The sequence below is a fragment of the Streptomyces lucensis JCM 4490 genome (assembly GCF_014650035.1).
GTDB lineage: Bacteria > Actinomycetota > Actinomycetes > Streptomycetales > Streptomycetaceae > Streptomyces > Streptomyces lucensis.
Map to the genome: position 1 here is coordinate 224,291 of NZ_BMUE01000007.1, position 21,464 is coordinate 245,754.

The window sequence follows — 21,464 nt, forward strand, 5'->3', positions numbered from 1 at the left end:
AGCTCGTTGGGCAGGTCAGCCGAAGAAACGCGCCCGTGACAACGGTGAGAAAGGCGTCCAACAGGACCAGAGCGCCCTCTCAGTACCAGCCGAGCTACATTCCTGGACGTCAGACGGTCGCCGACGCCGTCGCGGTCGCATTGCAGAAGCCGAAGACGAGATTCAGGCGGTTGGGGGCGGCGGCCTCCCGCGCCTCGTCGAAGTATCGGTCCTCCCGCACCTTGTCTGCGCTGATGAGGATCCCGCTTCACCGGGGTCCCTCCGTTCCCCATTTACCCAATCCTGACGGCAGGTTGTTGAGACAGGTTCGGACGGACTGCGTATCGCTGTACAACGAAATGGCGCCCTACGGATGTGGGCCGAGGAGGAATGCCGATGGAACGCGACGGCACTGAACCGCAGCTGGACTTCGCTCCGGAGCGTGACGCCGCGCTGGAGATCCAGGAATCCTTCCAGTCGATCCTGGATGCCCTCGACGCCGCGCGCGCCGAGCTCCGAGCGGAGGGCAGGAGCCGGCGAACGGCGAGCCCGCCGTGGTCCTTCGACCGTCACAGCGAGCCGGCCGCGAACGGCAGCCGAGCAGTTCCTGCCAAGGTCCTTTCGTCTCCGCCGGCTACCCAGCCCCCGGCCGCACATCCGCGGACACAACGGATGGGGTCTCGGGCCACAGGCCTGGTTCCCGCTCCTCCGCAAGGCGTTCAGCGGTCCGTCGTGAATCCGCCGCGGACCGGTCATGTGCGTCGGAATCCCCAGGATCCCTCGGTGCAACCGCTTTGGTCGCACGGCGTGCGGCAGGAGGCGGGGAAGCAGCCCACCGCGAGCGACGCGAGCCCGACGGGGAACGAGTCGTCGGAGCCCCGCCCCGGCCTGGGGCCCGTGCGGGCGGGCGTGCGCCGCGGGGCCGCCCCGTCTCCGGACGCCTCTTGGACGGCCGACCCCGCTCGCTCCGCTCCGCGCACGACGCCTCTCGACGCCCCGCCTCACCAGGCGCCAGCGCGCCCGGACGCCGTACAGCCGCCGGTACCGAAGGGAAGCCCAGGGCATCGGCGGTTCACCGACCGGCGGCACGCCCGGGTCGCCGGATTCTTCGGACTGGGCGCCGTGAGCGGACTCCTGCTTGCCTCTTCGCTCCTCACGGACCAGCACACCGAGTCGCCGCCGCCTGCCGCCCAGGAGCAACCCGAACACCCGCTGCCCGACGACACCTCGCTCCCCGAAATCCCGGGCACCGGGGTACTGCGCGAGGGCGACAGCGGGCACGGAGTGTACGAGTTGCAGGTGCGTCTGCTCCAGATCCCAGGGCTCTACGACGGCGGTGCGATCGATGGCAGCTTCGGCACGGAAGTGCGGCAGGCTGTGGCCCGGTTCCAGAAACGATTCAGCATCCGCGGGGACGAGACCGGCGTGTACGGGGACAACACCCGCTACGCCCTCATGTTGTGCACGAAGTAGGCTCCGCCGGCTGTGAATGAAGGCAACTTCCCCGTCGGTGCCACCCCACAAGTATGGCTGCGCTCACGGCTGCCGCCACAGAGTTCCTCACGCTGGGGCAGATGATGGAAGCGGGCATGCTGGATCCGCGCCCATCCGCGCCCAACTGCTTCCATACCGGCGCCAGTTGACGGACAGACGCAGGCCGTCTCCTGCGGATCACCGATCGTTGGTTGATGTGTGTCGTTGACTGATGAGCAACGGGCGCGGCCTAAGGGGTGTCCCGTTATAGATCTTGGAATCGCGGAGGGGTGTAGCGGCCCACCGTGCCACGTGCGAGCTATCCGACGAGGGAGAGGTTGTGCATCCGGGCGATGCTGAGCATGGCGTGGTGGACGCCGTCGCCTTTGAGTCGGCAGTCGCGGAGGATCTTCCATGTCTTCATGTGGGCGAAGACGTGCTCGACGTGGGCGCGGACCTGCTTGTGGGCCTTGTTGTGTTCCTCCTTCCAGTCCGGAAGTTTCGCCTGGCCGCGTCTGCGACGGTGCGGGACAACGAGTCCGGTCCCTGGGTAGCCGCCGTCGGCGATCGTGAGTGTCTTGCCGACGGCAGCCTTGGCGCCGGATTCCTCCCATGCCTTGCAGTCGTTGCGGTTCCCGGCGAGCGGACGACCGACCACGACGACCAGGCGGGTGTCGGCGTCGATGACGACCTGGTGGTTGGTGGAGTATCGGTAGTTCTTCGACCGCTCGGCGATGGTGTGGTCGCGGGTGGGGACCAGGGTGCCGTCCACGATGAGCGCGGTGTCCTTGGCGAACCGCTTGCGGGGCCGAAGCGCAAGCATGGGCCCGAGGTGGTTGATGACCCGGCTGGCCGTGGACTTCGAGATGCCGAACAGCGGGGCGAGCTGCCGCAACGTCAGATTGGTACGCCAATATGCCGTGACCAGCAGAACCCTGTCCTCCAGCGGAAGACTCCATGGTCGGCCCCGGTGAACCACATCTGCTCCATCGCGCCGCAGCGCGGTCAGCAGCCCGCCGAAGCGGCGCGGGCTCAGCCCCGCGAACGGGGATATCCCGGACGGCTCCGACGCCGTGATCACACTCGCCACTTCTTCATGATCTCAACTTCAAGGGGTTCGGCCACGGCCTGCCGATGGCGCGTCAAGGTCGTCCCTGTCCAGTGGTACATGGCGGCGATCGTGGACCTGCTCGCGGGCCACATCCGCCGGCAACGGGCCAGCAGTAGCGCTCTCCCGGATGGCGCCCGTGCCGGAGCTCTTCGTGGGGCGGCCACGAGGGCCGTTGTCAGAGGCGATTGGCAAGATTGAGGCCATGAATGTCACTCCTGTCACTCCGCCACGTCCGATCGACGTTGCCGCGGTCTTTCCACAACTGGCTCCGTTGGCCCGTACGGCGACCCGCCTGCACCCCCGCCCTGGAGCGCCGACAAGGCATGACAGCTCGATCGGCGGGCCGCTGCTGTGGCCTGCCGAGGAGCCGTGGCCGCAGTGCGAGGAACCGCATGTGGTGGATGGCATCAACCCAGCTCAGTCCCCGGCAGATCTGCGGCTGGAACGACGGATCTTCGCCGCCTCGCACGGCCGGGACCTGACTCCGGAGGAACGCGAGACTCTCGAACGGATCCGTCCCCCTCGGACGTATCCGGTGAGGCTCGCGGTCCAGTCGTACGACGGCCCCATAGCGATGCTGCCCGTCGCGCAGCTGTACGTACGGGATGTGCCCGATCTGAGCCCGCCGGAGGGCAAGGACCTGCTGCAGGTTCTGTGGTGCCCCTTCGATCATCCGATCATGCCCAGGACCCTGCTCTTCTGGCGCTCGGCAGCCGCCGTCACCGACATCCTCGACACGCCCCCCGAGCCGCCCGCAGTGCAGTTCGACGGCTATCTGCCGGCACCGTGCGTGCTCGAACCGGAGCAGATCACCGAGTACCCCGACCATCTGGAGCTGAGCGAAGAACTGCGGGAGCAGCTCAGGCAGTGGAGTGTGCCGCAGGCAGCGCAAGAGGACATGAACACGGAGACGTACTACGACTGTGTGCTGTCCAACGCACCCGGCTGGAAGGTCGGCGGCTGGCCCGCTTGGGACGCCGCCGACCCCAGTCCACGGCACTGCTCCGAGTGCGGCACCGGCATGGAGGTCCTGATGACCATCGCCACGTTCGAGGAGGGGGACGATGGTGGGAACAGCTGGTCTCCACACCCCCACCCAGGTGCTGGGCCGTACCCCGGCCACCGCGGCTACAACGCGACCGGGGTCCAGATAGGCAGCGGCTACCGGCAGCACCTGTTCGTCTGCCCCGCGGATCCCGAGCATCCGCACATCGAGTTGATGACGTAGCCCGTCGCAGTGTGCAGCCAGGGCGTCACGGTGCGGGCATGCCGTGACGCCGGGTGGCCGCGAGGCTCAGGGTGCCCTACCTGCGGCCCGACATCTGAGAAGGAAGCAGGCCATCCCTGACACGACCACGACGCCTCGCCCCAGGTTGAGTGCGTCCCGGTGAGCTCGCCGGTCGGTGAAGCTATGCGGCCGTCCTTTCGCCTGGGTGGACGACGAGCAGAGCGAGCTGGACCAGACGTACGTGACCGCCCACCACGAAGGGACCGAACTCCTGCACCACGTCAACCTACGGATCGGCCTACGAGAGAACGACTTTGAACCGCTCCGCACCCAGAGCCAAGATCTTTGCGGGACAGCCCTTAGACGTTCTTCTTCCTGTCACGCTTGATCTTGGTGATTCGGCTGCCCTGGCACCTCACTACCGGGGGCGGCCGGTTACTCTTTCCGATCATGCGAGCCCTCTTCCCAGGATCCTTTGACCCGGTCACTCAAGGGCACCAGGACATACTCCGGCGGGCTGCCCTCCTGTTCGACGAGGTCGTCGTGTGCGCAATGTTCAATTCGAACAAAATCGGACGCTTCCCCGTCACGGAACGGCTGGCCCGACTCCGAGCGGCAGCAGCTGACCTGAGCAACGTCACGGTCGACTCCCACACCGGCGGCCTGCTGGTCGACTACTGCAGCCGAGTCGGAATCGATCTCGTCATCCGCGGAGTCCGCGGCGTTGCTGACCTGGACTACGAGATGACGATGGCCCGCATGAACCACGAACTGGCCGGAGTCGAAACGTTCTTCATGGCCGCAGACCCCGCCATGGCCCACATCTCCTCCACTCTCGTCGCTACGGTGCGTCAACAGGACCTTTTCTGAACTTCGGGGGGAAGCGGCCTGGGACTACCCACATCCGTGACGCCCTGAAGACCGCGAGCCTCCCTTGCTCTGACAGAACTTGCAGGGAGGCTCGCAAGCGCGTGGAGGCGAAGGAGCCGCTGTTGAAGGTGCTGCCGCCCGCGTGACGGCCGTCATAGCGGGAGGGGTGAGAGACAGGGCCCCTCCTTCTTGACCGTGTCGGGCCGGATACAGGAGGTACCGGCGGTGTACTTGCCGCCGCGATCGAAGACCTGGACAACGGACGGTGCGTCGATCTGCCACCAAGCAGCGAACGCCTCGGCGATGTACTGAGACTCCTCCGCTGTGCTCTGGCACTTACGCCCGCATCGGTCACCGAGGCATGGCCCAGGACAACCGAGTGGGGTGGAAGGCCAACCCCGAACGGGGAAGGGGGAGCCAAGGAAGGTGGCACCCCGTTCGGGGCCAGCCGGTCTACCGGCGGATACCAAGGGCCATGCCGATCACCAAGCCACACGAGCTGCTGATCACGATGATGAACAGAGGCCCCGCGTATCGGCCGATGGCGCGCGTCACAGCCTGCCCCGGCGGTTGCCGTCCTTGATGGCAAGGCGGCCGCTCAGTTCCTCCCGCGCTGTCGGCGCCACCACGTTGTCCGGCCAGGCGTCCCACTCGACGCCGCCACCGATGGGCCGTATCTGCACCCGGGCGCCGATCTCACCCATGACGACGCCGATTCGATCCGCTGGCAGTGTCCTTCGCCAGTTCACCGATGCCTGGCCTGGTCTGCTGGTTGCTCGAAATGTGCACGAGCATCCTGGCGCCCATGAGGACGTCGGAACCTCCGACAAACACCACTTCAGGACGTCCCGCGTCGGATAGAACGTCCCTAAAGGCTGTCCCGCAATGATCAATTGAGTCGAGACGGTCAGCATCGGGGACGGGCGCCTCGGGCCGGTCTATCCGGCGAGCGCGAGGTTGTGCAGGCGGGCTATGCCAAGCATGGCGTGATGAACGCCGTCTCCCTTCAAGCGGCAGTCGCGGAGGATCTTCCAGCTCTTCATGCGGGCGAAGGCGTGCTCGACGCGGGCACGGACCTTGCGGTGTGAGCGGTTGTGCTCCTCTTTCGAGGCCGGGAGTTCGGCCTGGCCGGGTTCGCGGCGGTGCGGGATCACCAGGCCAGTGCCGCGGTAACCCCCGTCGGCGATCACCGTGGCGTTGCCGACGGCGGCCTTCGCCCCGGACAACTCCCATGCCCTGCAGTCGTTGCGGTTGCCGGGCACGGGCTGGCCAATCGCGACGACCAGCCGTGTATCAGCGTCGATGACGACCTGGTGGTTGGTGGAGTACCGGTAGTTTTTCGACTGCTCGGCCACTGCATGGTCGCGCGTGGGCACCAAGGTGCCGTCCACGATGAGCACGGTGCCTTTGCGGAACCGGAGGCGCGGCCGCAGCGCGAGCAGCGGGGCAAGACGGTTGATGATGCGGTCGGCCGCAGACTTCGAGATTCCGAACAGCGGCGCGAGCTGGCGCAGCGTCAAGTTCGTGCGCCAGTACGCCGCGACCAGCAGGACACGGTCTTCCAGGGGAAGGCTCCACGGCCGGCCTCGACGGGCCGCGTCCGCTCCCTCACGGCGCAGAGCGGTCACCAGTTTGCCGAAGCAGCGCGGGCTCAGCCCGGTGAACGGGCCTATCCAGGACGGCTGTGACGCCGTGATCACTGTTGCCACGTCTAGATCGTCCCATTACCCCAGAGCCCAGCGTTACGAAGATCAGTACTCCTCGAATTCTGTTGGGCGGTCTCGTCACCGGCCGGTACGGTGCGGTGCGACGCAGGACCAAGGGGGATGAGCTCGTGCGCCCAGTGCTGTTGGTGGATGTGGACGGACCGCTGAACCCGTATGCCGCGAAGCCTCACCGTCGGCCCGAGGGCTATCAGACGCACCGCTTGGTGACGCCTCGGTGGGAGGCCGCCGAGCGGCGCCGGCTGACTGAGTGGGGGCTGCCTAACAAGCCCGTGAAGCCGCTGCGGGTGTGGCTCAACCCGGATCACGGCCCGGCGCTGGAGGCGCTTCCCTTCGACCTGGTGTGGGCGACAACGTGGGAGGAAGAAGCCAACGCCTTCGTCGCACCAGTCCTGGGGTTACCCGAACTGCCCTACATTCCCTGGCCCTCGCCGAGACCCGAGCCCGGGGGCGGTGTCTTCTGGAAGACGCCTGAGATCGTCGCATGGGCGAAGGGCCGTGCGTTCGCCTGGGTCGACGACGAGATCACAGAGGCGGATCGTACCTGGGTGAAGCAACACCACGACGGCCCCGCCCTCCTGCAACGGATCGACCCGCGACGCGGCCTTGCCATCGACGACTTCGCCACGCTGACGGCATGGGCAACCGGCCTCAATTGACTCCGCAGCCGGTCGACACCCGGCTGCGGCGCCGTGCTCCGTGATCATTTGCGGGACAAGTCTTAGTGCCGTCCCCGAGTGTTGGGAGAGATTGGGATGCCGAACGAGGGGCGACATGCTGCCATGGCGGCCGGCAGCTGGACGTACACCGCCCTCGCAGACCGGGTCGAAGTCGATCCCAAGTCCGTCGAACGATGGGTCAATTTGGGTCGTACGCCGCGCCGTGCCACGGCCGTGTTGGCAGCGGAAACGCTAGGAGAAGATGTGCACGCTCGAAGAACTGGCGTGCCCTGGCGCACCATTTGGGCCGCCGCGAGAACATGAGCGACATCGTCCAAGCGGTCGCCGGCCTGCTGTCCCACCAGCAGACCGCGGACCTGACGTCGGCACCGCAAAGGTGACCACCGAGCCCCGCCGCCATCCTCGACGCCTCACTGCCTATCGTGCACGAGCTCGTAAGCCGAGAGGTCGCATCATGGCCCGCCGACTCACCGGCGAGAACACCATCTCCTGGCGTGACCCGACATCACCAGACCAAGCTCTTACCACCGGAGCCTCAACCTCGACCCTGCCTCGGCGTGCGGTGCTCATGAGCGCTGATCGTACGGACAACCGGCGAGCGCGGGCGAGTTGAACAGAAACGGGCCCTCAGTCGAGGGCCCGTTTCTATAAGAGCGCCAGTAACGGCGCAGGTCAGCGCCGATTATCCGGCCAGCTACTCGGCGGCCTGGTCCAGCGCCGTGGCGTCGTCGAGCGTGGCGTTGTAGCGCACTTTCGCCACCTACACGATGGAGTCACTTTTCATGTGCCATGATTACTGGTGGGCTAACTATTTCACCCACTGATTGAAGCACACACCACTGGGCTTATACACGTCGATCGAACCGAACACTTTGTAGTGATGGAAGAGAGTATACGCCTCGACGGTCCCGAACTTGCGGCTGGGGACCTCGTAACGGGTCTCATTCGTCACTTTGTAGGTTTTTGTAACGTCAAATCCTACAGCCGAAGAGATCAAGCCCTTACTGAAGCCACCCTGCCCGCTTAGTTTGACTGATCGCTCCTTACTGACCGACAGCACCAGGGTGGTCTTTCCCTGGCCGCTCGTCTTCTGAATCACCTCGGTGCCGCACGACTCGCCCATGTCAACTCGGGCGGGCGGCGGTGGCCAAGAGGCAGAAGGCGACAGTTCAGAGTCGGCATTCCCCTTGATCGTCAACTCTGCGCCGGACTTGAAGAGGTTGTCAGTCTTCGCCCCAGGCTCGAAGAATTCACTGGCAGGACCTGAAGCAGAGGCCTCTGTCCCGCTCTGGGCCAAGGCCGGAGTTGCTGAAGTAATCCCTAATCCCACGCCCATGGCGACAGTGCCGATGAGCGTGCCGATCCTTGCTGTGCGAATCACAACTCCTCCTAGGATTCGTGGTCTGAGTTTCTTGCGCACCCCGGTCATGAGTGCGTATTTGCGTCAAGCCGAACTGAGGGTCCCGCACTTGCGAACAAAGAAGAACCTAGTGGCTAGTAGATCGCCTCTCAACTAGCCGAGCTGTCCCATCTCCACATGGGACACGAATCCCACGCGGGCGACTCCAAACCCGTGCCCCTTCATGCCGACAAGGCGTACGACATCCCTCGATGGCTATGGGGCAAACGCATCGGAGTGCGCATCGCCCGCAAGGGCATCGACTCTAGCGAGCGGCTCGGCCGACGCAGGTGCGTCATTGAACGCACCATGTCCTGGCTGACCGGCTACCGCCGCCTCAACCACCGTTACGAGCACAAACCAGGCAACTACCTGGCCTGTCTCGGAATGGCATCCGCTCTCTGCTGCTACAAGCGGTTCCTCAAACTGACCATGTAGGACACGGCCTTAAGGGAGTTTCAGGAAGGGGCTGCGGGGAGTACCCGGCCAATGGGCGGGCGCATCGTTCGTGGCCATGAGCGTCACGTAGGTGGCGTAGGAACCGCTGTTGGCGTGCACATCGGTGCCGACTAGGTGCAGCCCCTGCACATCGTGGCTCGGGCACGGAAACACCTTGGAGGAGATCTTCCTGCCGCCCTGGCCCGCCTGGAGGACGGAGACACCGATACGGCAGTTCTTCAGTCCGTCGAAATAGCCGAAGACCGAGGTGATGTAGGCGTCTGGACGAGCGACCCCACGGCCCGGCGAGCTGATGCAGGGTCGGACCTTCACAGTGCTGTTGGATTCCGGCGGGCTGACATAGGTGAGACAGCCTCCTCCGCTCGCTGCCTGGGCGCTGCCACCCAGCGGCGTGATGGCCGCCGCAGCGACAACCAGAGGTGCGGCGCCGCGCAATATCTTCGACAATATGTTCATGATGACTCCAATGTGTGTATGCCAGGCCCAGTCCATCTTGGGTTGCGGGCTGGCGGCTTCTTCGGGGACGCGTGGCGAGGTTGCCGCTGCGACCGTCACATGCGACAACACATGAGCAGTGAATGCCTTCCGGTTCTCCGGTTTGGTTCGATCACGACCCTCGCAGAACCTTCTGTAGGATCACTGCATCCCGCGAGGTGATCAGCGCAGTGCTTGTACAGGTGGGTTGAGGAACTGCTGTCGCATACTGGGAGCCCGCGCCTCGATCTGCGCGATCGGTGCAGGAGACCGGCAGAGGTGGAACAAGGGGGATAATGGTGGCCACTGGCCGACAGCATGCGACCCTCAATAACCGGGGAACGTGATTCGGTGGCGGCTTCTGGCACGGGACGTAGTGGCACGTTTCGAAACCACGCAGCATCGACGAATGTGCAGCAGTGACGAACGTGCTGATGGCCCTCGACCTACAGCAACCGACGGTCGGGACCTTCCCGGGGTTTTCGCCTCCCCGGCCCCGGCCGCCCGCGCGGCAGGCTCCGGTCTGCCGCTCGGTCTCGCCCTCGCCGCCGTCGTCGCCTGCTGCAATGCCGCCTCCTCCGCCCGGCTTGCCGCCCGCTACCCGGCCTCCGGCAGCGCCTACGTCTACGGGCAGGAGTGCCTCAGCGAGAGCCGGGGCTACCTGGCCGGCTGGGCGTTCGTCGTCGGTAAGACCGCTTCCTGCGCGGCCGTGGCTCTGACCGTCGGCCTCCTACATTTGGCCCGGCCAAGCCCACGTGGTCGCCGTCGCCGCCGTGGGGGCCCTGACCGCGGTGCACTACCCAGGCGTTCAGAAGTCCGCGCTGCTCACCCGCGCCATCGTGGCCCTCGTCCTCGGGGTGCTCACCGCCGTCGTGATCGCCTCCCCTCACGTGCAGCTCGTGGACACGACCCATCCGGACATCGGCACGGACGCGGCTGCACCCTTGCCCGAGTCGATGCAGACTTGACTGCCGGCCGGGTTCCCGCCGCGCGCCAGCGCTTGCGCGGTCTCATCTGGTCCTTCCCGCACAACCTGACGCTTCGCGGTCGTCTGGCCGAGGTACAAAGCGTCGCAGGTCTGTTCCACGGTGCCCACGTCCGCTTGCTTTACGGCCAAGGCGATGCCTTCGTGTCATGAGACGCTCGTCCGGCGGTCCGGCCCCGCACTTCAGTCGCCGGGACGGACGGGCCATGGGCTTGGCGGCTGGCAGAATTCGGCGCATGGATTTCGGAGTCCTCGGGCCGTTGGAGATACGGCTCGGAGAACGCACAGTGCGGCTGGGTGCCGCGAAAGACCGCGCCCTCCTTGCTGAACTACTCGTGCACGCAGGCGAGATGGTGAGTACGGATCACCTGGCTGACAGACTCTGGGGCACCAGCCAGCGGGCGGATCCGATCAATGCCGTTCAGGTGCGGGTGTCACGGCTGCGAAGACAGCTGCGATCCGTCGCCGGTCCGGCCGGTGCAGCTCTGGTGCAGACACGACCCGGCGGGTACGAGCTGACGGTGACGCATGCCCGCACGGACGCGGCTGCATACGAAGCCGCACTAGAATCGGCCGCCGAGGCCGGGACTTCGGAGGCTTACGACAGAGCCGAAGCGCTCTGGCGCGGCGAACCCTTCGCCGGCGTGCCGATGACCGTATGCCTGGCTGCCGAGTTCGCCCGCCTGGAAGAGCTCAGGGCAGGAGCTGCGGAGGCCCGCGCCTCAGCCGCCTTGGCGGCAGGTAGGCCCGCCGAGGTCGTTGCCACCATCACCGCCTTTTTGGAGAGACACCCGTTGCGTGAGCGCTCGCACGAGCTGCTCATCACCGCACTCCGTGATTTGGGACGTACGCCAGAGGCCCTGGCAGCGTACGGCCGCTTGCAGGCGATTCTCGCCGATGAACTGGGAACTGGCCCGTCCGGAGCCTTGCGAGCCCTGCACCTCGAACTACTGCGAGCGGAGGAGGAGGACGAGGCAACATCGGGGCTGCCGACCCCGTCACCACCATGTCCGGCTCAGCTGCCACCCGCTCCGACGCTTTTGCTGGGCCGCGCGCTGGAAGTGGCAGAGATAGGGGAAAAGCTCGAGGCGAACGCGTTTGCGAGCGCCTCACCAGTCGTGGTGATCAGTGGCATGGGCGGGGTTGGCAAGACCGCTCTGGCCGTGAGTGCCGCACACCGGTGGGCTCCCCGCTACCCGGACGGCCAGCTCTTCCTGCGGCTGCACGGATCTACATCCGGGTTGGATCCCCAGGACCCGATGGAGCTAGTGGATGCTGTCGTACGTTCGCTGGGTGTGACACCGCCGGTGCATCGGGATGCGGATGAAGCGGGCGCGTTCCTGAGGTCGCTACTGGCTCAAAGACGCGTCCTGCTCGTCCTGGACGATGCCCGCTCGGCGGCGCAAGTAAGGACATTGCTACCGAACAATTCGGGATGTGCTGTTATCGTCACCAGTCGTATGCGCCTCGCCGCGATCGACGATGCCTCACACGTCGCTCTCGGACCTTTGACACGTCATGCTTGCCTCGCGGTGCTCGACGCCGTGGCCGGCGCCGGCACGGTTGCTGCCGAGCCGGCTGCCTCCGCCCGCCTTGCCGAACTGTGCGGTGGCCTGCCACTGGCCCTACGCATCACCGCTGCCCGCCTCGCTGGTCGCCCTAGTTGGTCGGTGTCCTCCATCGCTGAGCGGCTCGCTTCCGCCAATCAACGCCTGGATGAGCTCGAGCTGGACGACCTGAGTGTGCGCGCCACGCTGGCGGTCACTTATCGGGGGCTGGCGCGGTCCGGCGGAAGCCTCCGCGAGCGGGCGGCTGCCCGGGCTTTCTGTTGCCTGGGGATGCTGGATCTGCCTCAATTCAGCGTGCCTGTGATGGCACGGCTGATGGATGCAACGGAGCGCGAAGCGCGTATGGCGTTGGACCTCCTGGTAGACGTCGCCCTGCTCCACGAAGTCAGCCTTGGCTATTACACCCCGCATGACCTCGTGCGTGACTACGCCCGAGAAATCGCGCGAGGACAGAACGCCCTTACACAGGCCGGCGGGGCGATCGAGCGAGCACTGGAGTGGTATGCCGCCATGGTCGGTCGGTCCGCGATGGCGCTTCTGGCCGAGGGACCGGAGCGTCGGCGCCGCGTTCCGTACTCCTGCGATGACGCGCCTACGGTAGCTGACGAGCGGGAGGCGCTGGCATGGTGTGACGAAGAGTTGATCAACCTCATGGCAATCGCCAACCATCATGCTCAGGCGCCACTCGACCACATACATTTCCTTCGCCTCGTCCCGGCCCTCTTCCCATACTTGCAACGCCGGGGACGTACCTTGGAATTGCAGCGCTTCAACGACATCGCTTTGGCGGTAGCCCGCTCCACCCATAACGGCACTGCCGAGGCCCAAGCGCTGAGCGACCTGGCAGCTTCCCACTTCATGTGCGGCCGTTTCGAGGGCGCGCTGTCCTGCAACGAGGAGGCAGCCCAGCTCATCCGTCGTCTGGGAGACACCGCTTGGGAGCGGAAGGCATTGGGTAACACAGGCATGCTCCTTCAATTACTCGGTCGCAACACCGAGGCCGTCGCCGTGCTCGAGCGCATACTCACCCTTGCCCGCGAAGAAGGTGATGCGCGCGACGAGGCGATATGCCTGAGCCACCTCGGAAACCTCCACGAGTCCGACAACACCCATCTGGCCATGGAGCTGCACCGCCGCAGCCTCGATATCGGCATATGGCACGACGATCCTGTGTTGCAGCAGGCAGCACACTGCAACGTCGGGTACGCGCACCTCTCGCTGAATCAGCCGGAAGCAGCTTTGCTCCACTTCGACGCTGGGATGCGGCTGCTCGGCAGTGCCGGAAACGGCGACTGGCACATGGAGTCACAGACACGCCTCGGTCTCGTGCGCGGCCTGCACCGACTGGACCGGAACGGCCCGGCGGAGCAGCGTTGCAAGGAACTTATGGACCTTGCCCGCAACCGCGGTGACACGTACACCGAAGGCTTGGCGCATTGGGAGTACGGAAACATCCTCGCTGCCTCACAACGACCGTCCGAGGCGTTCACTCACTGGAAGCAGGCATGGGACGCTCTTGGGCGCACCGAAGTGAAGGGTCTGGAAGACCTCGAGGCGCTCATCGCTGGGAACCAGCTGTAGGTTCGCTTGTGGCGTCGTGTCCGCCGGCTCCGGTAGAGCTGGTCGGCCCAGGTGTTGAGCTGGTCGCGGACCGCGGCGGGTTCTGCGTGGATGAGTGCCTCGACGTCGTCCGTGTCCCACACCGTCAGTTCGCCCCCATCCAAGGGTACTTCGTCGTGCAGGCCCCGTAGAGCGGGGTGTTCGGGTGCCCACCGGGTCACCTCGGCGAGTGCCTGGCGGGCGGCCGAGCGGGCTGCGGCGGTGGCGCGGTCATGGGCCTGGCTGGCTTCGTCGTAGGCGCTCTCGGCGCCGGCGGCCGCGCGGTGTGCGGTCGCGGCTGTCTCTTCGGCCGCCGCGACGGCGTCGTGGTCGCGCAGGACCAGTGCGGCCCGGTCGGCCGTGGAACGGTGTTCCTGTGCTCGGGCCCTCCATGTGGCCGCCAGCCGGTCGAGGCCGTCGCGGTCGTGGGTGAGGGTGATGCCCGGGCCCGGGTCGGCGATGCGGTCGGCGACTGGACGGGTGACGCGGGCCCGGGGGTGGTGGGCGAGCAGGGTCTCCAGTGCCACCGGCGGGGAGCCGGCCGCCTCGGCGTCGGCCAGGGTCTGTGCGAGGTCGCCGATGACGTCGTCGAGGGCTTCTTGACCGGTCTTGGTCTGGGTGCGGGCCTGCTGGGCGGCGGTGTGCAGGATGTCGTAGCTGCTGGATGCGGCATGCTGTTCGGCGCGGAGCCGTTTACGCAGGTCCATGACGTGGCCGTGGGAGCGGTAGGCGTCGCTGGTTTCGATGGCGCGGACGGCGGCCTGGGCCTTGTGGTGGGCGTTGTCGAGCCGTTGGACGTCGCCTGCAGCGCGGTCGGCTTCGGCCTTCGCACTCTCCAGCAGACCGGTGCACTGCTGGACGCGCCACTTGCGCGTGCTGGCGTCGTCGTGGGCGTGGCGTGCGGCGGTGCGGGTGACGTCGACGGCATGCCCGGTCCATAGGCGGGCGAACTCCTCAAGGAGGGTGGCGGCGTGCTCGTCGCGTTCGAACGCCTCGCGGGTAGTGTCGGATTCGGCGAGGGCCTCGGCGGTGGCGGTGAGAACGTCCTCGGCCACACCGGGCAGGAACTGGCGCAGTGCGTCGGCGGCTGCGGCCGGGGAGACGTCGCCCAGCAGGGTGGGATTGCGCACTTCCCGCAGCCGTGAGGTGAGAAGCCGCAGTTCGCCGAAGGTGGTGGACCAGATGCGGGCGGCCAGGTCTTCGATGTAGTCCTCGGGCTCGGCAAAGACCCGTCTGCCAGCGGCCTCGACGCGGTCGGAGAACTCCTCATGCTCCAGGACGCTGTTGTTGGGGCCGCGCAGCGCCAGGTCCTTCAGCGGCCGACCGGGCACGGTGAAGGAGACGACCCTGACGGCGGAGTGGAGCTGGGCGAGTACTGCAGCCGGACACCGAAGCTGACGGCGTCGTCGTCTGCCTCCGCCTCCGGCGTGTTCGGTGCCGGTTCGCCGGCCGGGGCGGCGAACGTCAGCCACAGATAGCCGTAACGGCGCCCCTTGGCCGGGGCGCCTTCGCTCATCAGGAGTTTCAGGGTGGTGGGGCGTGCCTTGCCGGCGGCCAGTTTGGATCCGTTCAGATCGAGTAGATAGGGCCATAGGGCTTCCAGCGCGGTGGTCTTGCCGGTGCCACTGGGTCCACGCAGCAGCAGCCGGCCCGATGCGGCGGGCAGTTCCAGGTCGCCGTAGCGCCACACGTTCGACGGTCCGGCACCGACCAGCGGCCCAGCGGCCGCCGAAACGGCCGGGGTTGCCTGATGGTGAGGGCGTCGGGGGCAGGGCGAAGTCAAGGTCGAGGATGTCACTCATGCAGGGTGTTCCTCCGGGTTCATGTCCGTCTCGCTCGTGCTGAACAGGCCCTGCTGCAGGGCTGGGGGGCGCTTCGGTGCGGGTGTGCCGCGGCGCGGGCCGGTGCGGGCGGTTTTGGGCTGAGCGGTGCTTTCCTCCGCCCAGCGGCCGGTGGTGGGGGCGAACCACCACAGGGGCATCGTCTTGCCGTCGGCCTGCGGGGTGGTGGGGGTCAGCCGGGCCAGGTGGGTGCCCGTCAGCAGGTCGCGTACTTTACCGACCAGCACGAGGGGGTCTTGGACGTACTCGGTGCTTCAGCCGCCGCGACCGGAGGTGTTGTTGGCGCCGAATGCCGTCAGTGCTGCCACCACCGCCTCCTCACTTATCTTGCTCACGGCCATCTTCAGATGTTGGCCGTGCGGTCGGAGACGAGGCCGGCGATGGCGCGGTAGGTGTCGGGCAGGCGGTCGCGGCGGTGGGTCCAGCGCGTCAGCTGCTTCCAGCGTTTGTGATCGGCGAGGGCGTGTTCGACGGTGATGCGGTCGGAGGAGTGTTCGTGGCGGTCGCGTTCCCACTGCTCAACTCTGCCGGGCAGTGCTCCCGGCCGGGGTTTTCTCGGTGGTGTGATCGCTTGGTGACGATGCTGGTCGACGACAGCCACGGCATCCCGAGGCTCACGGCCGTCGTCCGGATCACCGCGTGGACGGGAACGCTGACCAATGCGGAGGCAGACAAATTCGACCGCCCGCTGGGAGTTCTTCGACCTGCACGCTCTCGCCTGTGCCGGGGACGTCTTCGTCCCGGCCGCACTCGCGATCGACAGCGTGTAGCCCGGCGTCATCCCGGACCTGCCGCCTGTGGTCTCCTACCCGCTCGCCGCCGATCGGCCGCCCGTGCCGGGCGAGCCGGGTGAGGCAGTCAGGCTGCGCCAGGCGATGGCCCAGACAGTGATCGACGGCGGCTGCGCCCCGTCCGAGCCCGTCCGCGACGCGCTGCGCACGGTGCCCCGCCATCGTTTCGCCCCGGAAGTGAACCTGGCGGCCGCGTACGACGGCGGCGACCGGGCCCTCATCACCCGACGCGACGAGACCGGGACGGCCATCAGCTCGGTGTCCGCGGCCTGGCTCCAGGCCGACATGCTCGAGAGCCTGCGTCTTCGGCCGGGTGCGATCATGTTCGAGGCGGCGTCCGGTGGCTACAACGCCGCCGCCGGGCCCGACGGTCGCGTGGTGAGCGTCGACATCGACCCGTGGGTCGTACGCCGCACCCGCGCCTTCCTCACGGAGGCCCGCAGCGGACGCGTCACCGCCGTCGAAGCCGACGCTCCACTCGGCGCGCCCGCCCACCTCGTCCCCCGCGGCGGCTTCGACGGCAGCATGATCACCTACAACTGCTGGGACATCTCCCCGGCCTGGCGTGAGCAGCTGGCCGAAGGCGGGCTCCTGGTCATGTCGTTGGAGATGGGCGGCTACACCAGGGCGATCGCGTTCGAGCGGCGCGGCGAGGTGCTGCACGCCCGCCGCTTCACCTACTGCGGCTTCGTCCGCGACCAGGGGCATCAGGCCCGCCCCGCCCCAGTCGTCCCCTTGCTCGACGGAGCGCTGGCACTGCGCTTCGACGACGGTTCCGCCGCCGACACGGAGGGCCTGGAGGGGGCGCTGCGCGGGCGGCGGCACGAGGTCGTGACCGGCGTGACCATGGGGGCGAACTCCTACTTCGGCTCCCTGCAACTGTACGCCGCTACCACCCTGTCGGGCTTCTACCGGCTGGCCGCCCACCTGGAGCCCGCTGAGGAAGTGACCGGCATCGCGAATGACCGCGACGCCCCGGCGATCATCGGTGAGGCGTCGTTGGCCTACCTGATCCACGTCCCGACCAAGGACGGCGACAGCCCGCAGGGCAAGGAGTGGGTGCGCGCCTTCGGCGAGCAGGGGCCGGAGCTCGCCGAGCGGCTGGTGGCCACGGTCCGGGCCTGGGACCGTCACATCCGTGCCGACGACAGCCGTAGCGCGGGCCGGATGCCTCGTTCCCACAGCAGTCGCTGGTCGTGGTCGTAGCCGCGGTCCGCGAAGAGCAAGTCCGGCCGTCTGGGTGGCCGCCCAACCACGCCGGCCACGGGTGGGACCTTGTCCAGCAACGGGATCAGCTGGGTGACGTCGTTGCGGTTTCCGCCGGTCAGCGACACCGCAAGCGGTATGCCTTGCCCGTCGGTGAGGACGTGGTGCTTGCTGCCCGGCCGTGCGCGGTCGACCGGCTGGGGCCGCAGGCATCGAAGCATCACCCCACAGGCCCACCCGAGGTCAAGATCGGAACGCGCGCGGTGGATCGAAGATCAGATCACGCAGTTGCCGCCGATTAGTTATGTCAAGCTTTGTGAAGATGCGTCCCAGGTGGTACTCCACCGTTTTGGCGCTTACGAAGAGCTCTGCTCCGACTTCCCGGTTGGTCATTCCGCGGCCAACAAGGTGAGCTATATCCCGTTCTCGCGGCGTGAGGCCGGCCAGCAGATCTGATTCCTGCATCCGTGAGGCGCTCGCGATGTACGGCCTGGCCCCCAGCGTACTTAGCGCGCCCTCTCCGCGTTCGATCCACACGTCGCCCTCCGAAACACGGCCTATGGATTTGAGGCAGCCTCCTAGGGAACGTTGGATGAGAGACATGTAAACCAGTGGGTCATCGGGGTCCCTCGCTTGGGCGACATTCGACTGGTAGACCTTCATGGCCCCGTGTTTGTCGCCACAGGACTCCAAAAACCTACCGTGAAGCCACGCGGCAGGAAGCCTCAGGGAGGGGGCTGTTCGTGCAAGTTCTTGCAGATATTTTAGTTCTGTTTCTGCTTCTGGTGAGCGACCGTTCTCTATAAGAGCCTCCGCGTAGAGTGCGCGCCACCATACTTGGAAGTGTGAAGCAGGACCCGACAGAGGAGGACGGGTGAGCGGCTCAAGGATTGACAACAGTTGCCCGGTGTCCGATTGCGCGTGAGCGAGCACCGCATTCCCAAGGTGGGTGAAAGGGACTGCCCAGCTGGGTGCGAAATTGCTGAGTTCGGCCTGTGCGATGTCGAGGTGTTCCCGAGCCTGCACAAAATCACCGCGACCGCTAAAGGTTAGCGACAGCGCCGCATGTCCCATGGCTGCAGCCCACGGCTTTTCACGTTTGGAGGAAATGATCAACGCGTTTTTGGCACTTACTGAGGACTCATCCCACCTCCCGAGCAGAAACTGGGCGGAAGAAACGCAGACGAAGCCGAACTCGTCCATCGCCGGCCGTCCACTCAGACGCGACATGTCAAGCGCCTCGGAAACGTCACGGATGCCCGCGTTCAATTCTCCTGCAAAAGAATGCAAGAGTCCTCGGAACATCAGAGGGAAGGAGAGAAAATGATGGGCGTCGTCACCCGACTCAAGGAATTCGTTCAAGCTATTCAGCCCCGCCCGGGGTCCGTGAATGAACGCATGGGCAAAGGCCAAGTGGGATTTCGCTCGGTATGTGATCGTCGAGTTGGCATCGTTGATCGACGGAACGCGTTCAAATGCCTTCACGGCTGCCGGTCCGTCTCCGCGAAGCAATTCAAGAAGGCCAAGCCAACTGGCCGCCATGCCGACAACTCCGGCTCGGTCAGGGGCGGTTGATCGTGCTTCGGAATCCAATGCATTGGTCAGCAGAGGTGCAGCCTCGTTCAAACGTCCCCGGCTCTCCGCGTAGGCACCCAGTATGAGGTCACGCATGGGAGACGGGGCACAGGCTTGTATGTCGGCCAGTAGTGGTTTCACCCGTGAGAATTCGTCGATCCAAAGCAAGTGTGCCGCGGCCAACTGGAGCAAGCGTTCGTGCTCCGTACTGGAGCTTGCCACATCTGAAGCCCACAGCCACAGAGTCGCGGCGCGGTTGACGTTGCCGAGACGAAGCTGCTCGTTGGCCGCCTCTTCCAGTTCCTGACTGAGTACGCCGCTTACAGAATCCGCTGCAGCTACTCGGTGTTCCCAGGAGGCGTCGCGGGGAAGGACTTCTGCTGCCTTGACGTGCAGCTCCTTTCGCCGGACAGGTGACAGGCGTGCGTAAATTGCCGATTTTTGCAGTTCGTGTCGGATTGCGACGGGTGCTGCGGGGTCTGCCCGGAGCCACTCGGCGAGCCCTTCCGCCAGCAAGGGCCCGATGGCGATGGATGGTTCGGAAACTCCTGCGACTGCTGCCGCCTTCAGGAGAGGAATGCGACCGTTCAGAACAGCGAGAGCTTCGGCAAGGCGACGAGACGCCTGTGGGACATTCGCCAATTGATGGCTTATGACGGAAGCAAGGGATGGGGAGAATTTGGTGTTCTCTGGGCGTGGGGCTGCAGACGTGCGCTCAAGTTCTCGGATCAGCATCTGCACGTAGAGCGGGTTCCCACGCGTGAGATTTACAAGGTTCGCCACAGTATGCGGATCCACCTGGTCAAGCGACTGTTCGGCGAGATGCGAAACCTCTTCGAGAGAGAATCCGGAAAGTGACAGGCGGCATATCCTGTCAACCCCGTCCTCGATCAAGGGGTCCCGAGAATTCTCGATTCTTTCATCGTTGGTTCCTCGGAGCGAGAGGATCGTGATGACCGTGTCGGCCTCCAGTCGGCGCAGCACAAACCCGAGCGCCTCTTTGGAGTTGCGATCCGCCCACTGTATGTCATCTGCGACCATGGCAACTGGAGTTTGCGATTGAAGAAGCCCCAGCACTTCCAAAAGCTGCGCGCCGACACGGAAAGGGGCGGCATTCTCGGGGACGGTTCCATGCTCCAGGAAAGATCCCTGCAAAAGGGATGGTGGCACCTTTCGCAGCAACTGCTCGACAAGCCCATAGGGAGATTCTTGCTCGGATGAGGCGCATCGTGCCGTCAGAACTCTGAACACCTGCGCCTCGCCGTGGCGCAGCCAATGACGGAGAAGCGTTGTCTTCCCTGCGCCAGATTCACCACGGATCCAAACTAGCCAAGGTCTCCCTTGCTGCGCCTGTAGCGCACACCGATTGAGTTCATCGAGCTCGGATTGTCGCCCGACGAAGAAATCACCAGGCTTGCTTATCATGATCACCTTCCAGACCACGGAGCCGCTCAAGTATAACTGGGGTGATTAATTCACGCCACAGTCCTGGTGCTTATTCGGCTGCTGTGGGACAGCGAACCTGATCACAGAATGCTATCCGCAGCACGGTAAAAGCGATGACGTGCTGTGACAGCTGAGCCGTCCCCAATGTTCCAGCCTTCACAGACGGCACCCTCCGCACCTGACGCCAATTCAGTTCCCTACTGTCGGCGCCCGTTCCGGGGGAAGGACCGGAATGCAGGATGGTCCGTCGGGGTACTGAACACTTCTCATTTTGTCCCAGGCCCTCGTCGACACCACCCGCCACGACATGCTGCGCAGCCTGCTTCCGCAGATCCGCCTGGACCCGAGGCAGCGGCTGTGACTTCGCCGCTCCCCTCACGACCGCGAGGGCAGGTCTTTGTCGGTCCGCAGGGCGGGCAACTGCGGCAGAGCAACTTCCGGGACGACTGGGTGAAGGCTCGGAAGGCAGCGGGTGTCACGGCCGCGCTGCACTTCCACGGTCTTGGGCACACTCGTGACACGCTGGCCTCGACGGCGGCGCCAGTACACGGGAGCTGATGACTCGCATGGGGCACAGCAGCTCTCGTGCCGCGCTGATCTACCAGCACATGACCAGTGACCGATACCGGGCCAGCGCCAATCGGCTTGGGGCCATCAGCGACGGCGGGGGAGGGGCCTCCGGCTAGGCGATGTGGACTCCGCGTGGACTCTAGTGGCACGCGTGTGGCACGACCTTGGGCACGACGAAGGGCCAGCCTGGGAGGCCCCCTGAGCTGGCCCTTCTGGCTGTGCCCCCGGCAGGATTCGAACAGCGGTCAAGGCGGCTCGCTTTGGCGGTTTTTACCCAGATCACGTGACGCCCAGGGTGGACACGGGTCGAAGCCCTTGGCGACCTGACCGACCGAGCGGTAACCGCGTCGGCGCAGCTCGACGATCTCGACTTGAACTCCGGCGTGAACGAGCGGAGGACTCGGCTTCCTGCAGTCCCTGGACGGGGGCACCAGGGCCGGCGGGATGTCCACCGACGGTTGGGCAGTGTCACGGCGGCCGCGGACG

Annotated in this window: 15 protein-coding genes and 8 pseudogenes; 12 read left to right on the plus strand and 11 right to left on the minus strand. The window is 65.8% G+C overall.

What is annotated here, in order from left to right; translation table 11 throughout:
* Positions 1 to 1,101: 1,101 nt before the first annotated feature.
* Complete coding sequence (locus tag IE177_RS34905; RefSeq protein WP_229816105.1) at positions 1,102 to 1,452, plus strand: peptidoglycan-binding domain-containing protein; 351 nt, start codon at positions 1,102 to 1,104, stop codon at positions 1,450 to 1,452.
* Between the two features lie 319 nt (positions 1,453 to 1,771).
* On the opposite strand, the gene IE177_RS18225 is transcribed toward IE177_RS34905, so the two are convergent.
* The gene (locus tag IE177_RS18225) at positions 1,772 to 2,542 is read right to left on the minus strand and encodes a transposase (RefSeq protein WP_190016412.1); all 771 of its coding nucleotides are present in this window, start codon (positions 2,540 to 2,542) and stop codon (positions 1,772 to 1,774) included.
* 415 nt (positions 2,543 to 2,957) lie between these two features.
* Here IE177_RS18225 and IE177_RS18230 point away from each other — a divergent pair, with 415 nt between their 5' ends.
* From IE177_RS18230 to coaD, 3 genes and pseudogenes are all read left to right on the plus strand, one after another.
* The gene (locus IE177_RS18230; RefSeq protein ID WP_308431570.1) at positions 2,958 to 3,791 is read left to right on the plus strand and encodes a hypothetical protein; all 834 of its coding nucleotides are present in this window, start codon (positions 2,958 to 2,960) and stop codon (positions 3,789 to 3,791) included.
* Positions 3,792 to 3,978: 187 nt separating this feature from the next.
* Positions 3,979 to 4,179, plus strand: a pseudogene (locus tag IE177_RS34910) (hypothetical protein); the annotation flags it as partial.
* Between the two features lie 62 nt (positions 4,180 to 4,241).
* On the plus strand, positions 4,242 to 4,661 hold the full coding sequence (gene coaD / locus IE177_RS18235) for a pantetheine-phosphate adenylyltransferase (RefSeq protein WP_190016414.1): 420 nt from the start codon (positions 4,242 to 4,244) through the stop codon (positions 4,659 to 4,661).
* A gap of 551 nt (positions 4,662 to 5,212) precedes the next feature.
* Here the strand turns inward: coaD and IE177_RS18240 are convergent.
* Positions 5,213 to 5,456, minus strand: a pseudogene (locus IE177_RS18240) (hypothetical protein).
* Positions 5,457 to 5,599: 143 nt separating this feature from the next.
* Positions 5,600 to 6,370: a transposase gene (locus tag IE177_RS18245; RefSeq protein WP_190016415.1), complete on the minus strand. Its 771-nt coding sequence runs from the start codon at positions 6,368 to 6,370 to the stop codon at positions 5,600 to 5,602.
* Between the two features lie 134 nt (positions 6,371 to 6,504).
* Between IE177_RS18245 and IE177_RS18250 the strand changes: the two genes are divergently transcribed.
* Positions 6,505 to 7,044, plus strand: a complete 540-nt coding sequence (locus tag IE177_RS18250; RefSeq protein ID WP_190016559.1) for a hypothetical protein — start codon at positions 6,505 to 6,507, stop codon at positions 7,042 to 7,044.
* Between the two features lie 96 nt (positions 7,045 to 7,140).
* Positions 7,141 to 7,317 (plus strand): annotated as a pseudogene (locus tag IE177_RS34915) (XRE family transcriptional regulator); the annotation flags it as partial.
* A 556-nt stretch (positions 7,318 to 7,873) separates the two neighbouring features.
* Here the strand turns inward: IE177_RS34915 and IE177_RS18255 are convergent.
* Positions 7,874 to 8,446: a hypothetical protein gene (locus IE177_RS18255; RefSeq protein WP_190016416.1), complete on the minus strand. Its 573-nt coding sequence runs from the start codon at positions 8,444 to 8,446 to the stop codon at positions 7,874 to 7,876.
* A 162-nt stretch (positions 8,447 to 8,608) separates the two neighbouring features.
* Here IE177_RS18255 and IE177_RS18260 point away from each other — a divergent pair.
* A pseudogene (locus IE177_RS18260) lies at positions 8,609 to 8,902 on the plus strand (transposase); the annotation flags it as partial.
* 9 nt (positions 8,903 to 8,911) lie between these two features.
* On the opposite strand, the gene IE177_RS18265 reads toward IE177_RS18260, so the two are convergent.
* The gene (locus tag IE177_RS18265) at positions 8,912 to 9,379 is read right to left on the minus strand and encodes a hypothetical protein (protein ID WP_190016417.1); all 468 of its coding nucleotides are present in this window, start codon (positions 9,377 to 9,379) and stop codon (positions 8,912 to 8,914) included.
* A gap of 493 nt (positions 9,380 to 9,872) precedes the next feature.
* On the opposite strand from IE177_RS18265, the pseudogene IE177_RS18270 reads away from it, so the two are divergent.
* The 3 genes and pseudogenes from IE177_RS18270 to IE177_RS18275 all read left to right on the plus strand — a co-directional run.
* Positions 9,873 to 10,332: pseudogene (locus tag IE177_RS18270) on the plus strand (amino acid permease); the annotation flags it as partial.
* A gap of 65 nt (positions 10,333 to 10,397) precedes the next feature.
* Positions 10,398 to 10,535: a hypothetical protein gene (locus tag IE177_RS35730; RefSeq protein ID WP_373305118.1), complete on the plus strand. Its 138-nt coding sequence runs from the start codon at positions 10,398 to 10,400 to the stop codon at positions 10,533 to 10,535.
* An 83-nt stretch (positions 10,536 to 10,618) separates the two neighbouring features.
* On the plus strand, positions 10,619 to 13,531 hold the full coding sequence (locus IE177_RS18275) for an AfsR/SARP family transcriptional regulator (protein ID WP_190016418.1): 2,913 nt from the start codon (positions 10,619 to 10,621) through the stop codon (positions 13,529 to 13,531).
* Here IE177_RS18275 and IE177_RS18280 read toward each other — a convergent pair.
* From IE177_RS18280 to IE177_RS18295, 4 genes and pseudogenes are all read right to left on the minus strand, one after another.
* A complete protein-coding gene (locus IE177_RS18280; protein WP_190016419.1) occupies positions 13,441 to 14,880 on the minus strand; it encodes a hypothetical protein in 1,440 nt (479 codons plus the stop codon). The two genes, IE177_RS18275 and IE177_RS18280, sit on opposite strands and share 91 nt — an antisense overlap.
* Positions 14,862 to 15,239 carry a hypothetical protein gene (locus IE177_RS18285; protein WP_229816106.1) on the minus strand — a complete coding sequence of 126 codons (378 nt, stop codon included), beginning with the start codon at positions 15,237 to 15,239 and terminating at the stop codon, positions 14,862 to 14,864. The genes IE177_RS18280 and IE177_RS18285 overlap by 19 nt, the downstream gene beginning before the upstream one ends.
* A gap of 108 nt (positions 15,240 to 15,347) precedes the next feature.
* Positions 15,348 to 15,617, minus strand: a complete 270-nt coding sequence (locus IE177_RS18290; protein ID WP_190016421.1) for a hypothetical protein — start codon at positions 15,615 to 15,617, stop codon at positions 15,348 to 15,350.
* A gap of 116 nt (positions 15,618 to 15,733) precedes the next feature.
* A pseudogene (locus IE177_RS18295) lies at positions 15,734 to 15,973 on the minus strand (transposase); the annotation flags it as partial.
* A 292-nt stretch (positions 15,974 to 16,265) separates the two neighbouring features.
* Here IE177_RS18295 and IE177_RS18300 point away from each other — a divergent pair.
* Complete coding sequence (locus IE177_RS18300) at positions 16,266 to 17,387, plus strand: class I SAM-dependent methyltransferase (protein WP_229816108.1); 1,122 nt, start codon at positions 16,266 to 16,268, stop codon at positions 17,385 to 17,387.
* Here IE177_RS18300 and IE177_RS18305 read toward each other — a convergent pair.
* Both IE177_RS18305 and IE177_RS18310 read right to left on the minus strand, forming a co-directional pair.
* A pseudogene (locus IE177_RS18305) lies at positions 17,336 to 17,590 on the minus strand (transposase); the annotation flags it as partial. The gene IE177_RS18300 and the pseudogene IE177_RS18305 overlap by 52 nt on opposite strands.
* A 40-nt stretch (positions 17,591 to 17,630) precedes the next feature.
* Positions 17,631 to 20,405, minus strand: coding sequence for a helix-turn-helix transcriptional regulator (locus tag IE177_RS18310; protein ID WP_190016422.1), 2,775 nt, complete (start codon positions 20,403 to 20,405; stop codon positions 17,631 to 17,633).
* 390 nt (positions 20,406 to 20,795) lie between these two features.
* On the opposite strand from IE177_RS18310, the pseudogene IE177_RS35915 reads away from it, so the two are divergent.
* Positions 20,796 to 21,094, plus strand: a pseudogene (locus tag IE177_RS35915) (tyrosine-type recombinase/integrase); the annotation flags it as partial.
* Positions 21,095 to 21,464: the final 370 nt, after the last annotated feature.

What these genes read in the sequence shown, in the direction of transcription:
- IE177_RS18265 (WP_190016417.1), bottom strand. Translation starts at nt 9,379, where the DNA reads ATGAACATATTGTCGAAGATATTGCGCGGCGCCGCACCTCTGGTTGTC.
- IE177_RS18275 (WP_190016418.1), top strand. Translation starts at nt 10,619, where the DNA reads ATGGATTTCGGAGTCCTCGGGCCGTTGGAGATACGGCTCGGAGAACGC.
- IE177_RS18300 (WP_229816108.1), top strand. Translation starts at nt 16,266, where the DNA reads ATGGCCCAGACAGTGATCGACGGCGGCTGCGCCCCGTCCGAGCCCGTC.
- coaD (WP_190016414.1), top strand. Translation starts at nt 4,242, where the DNA reads ATGCGAGCCCTCTTCCCAGGATCCTTTGACCCGGTCACTCAAGGGCAC.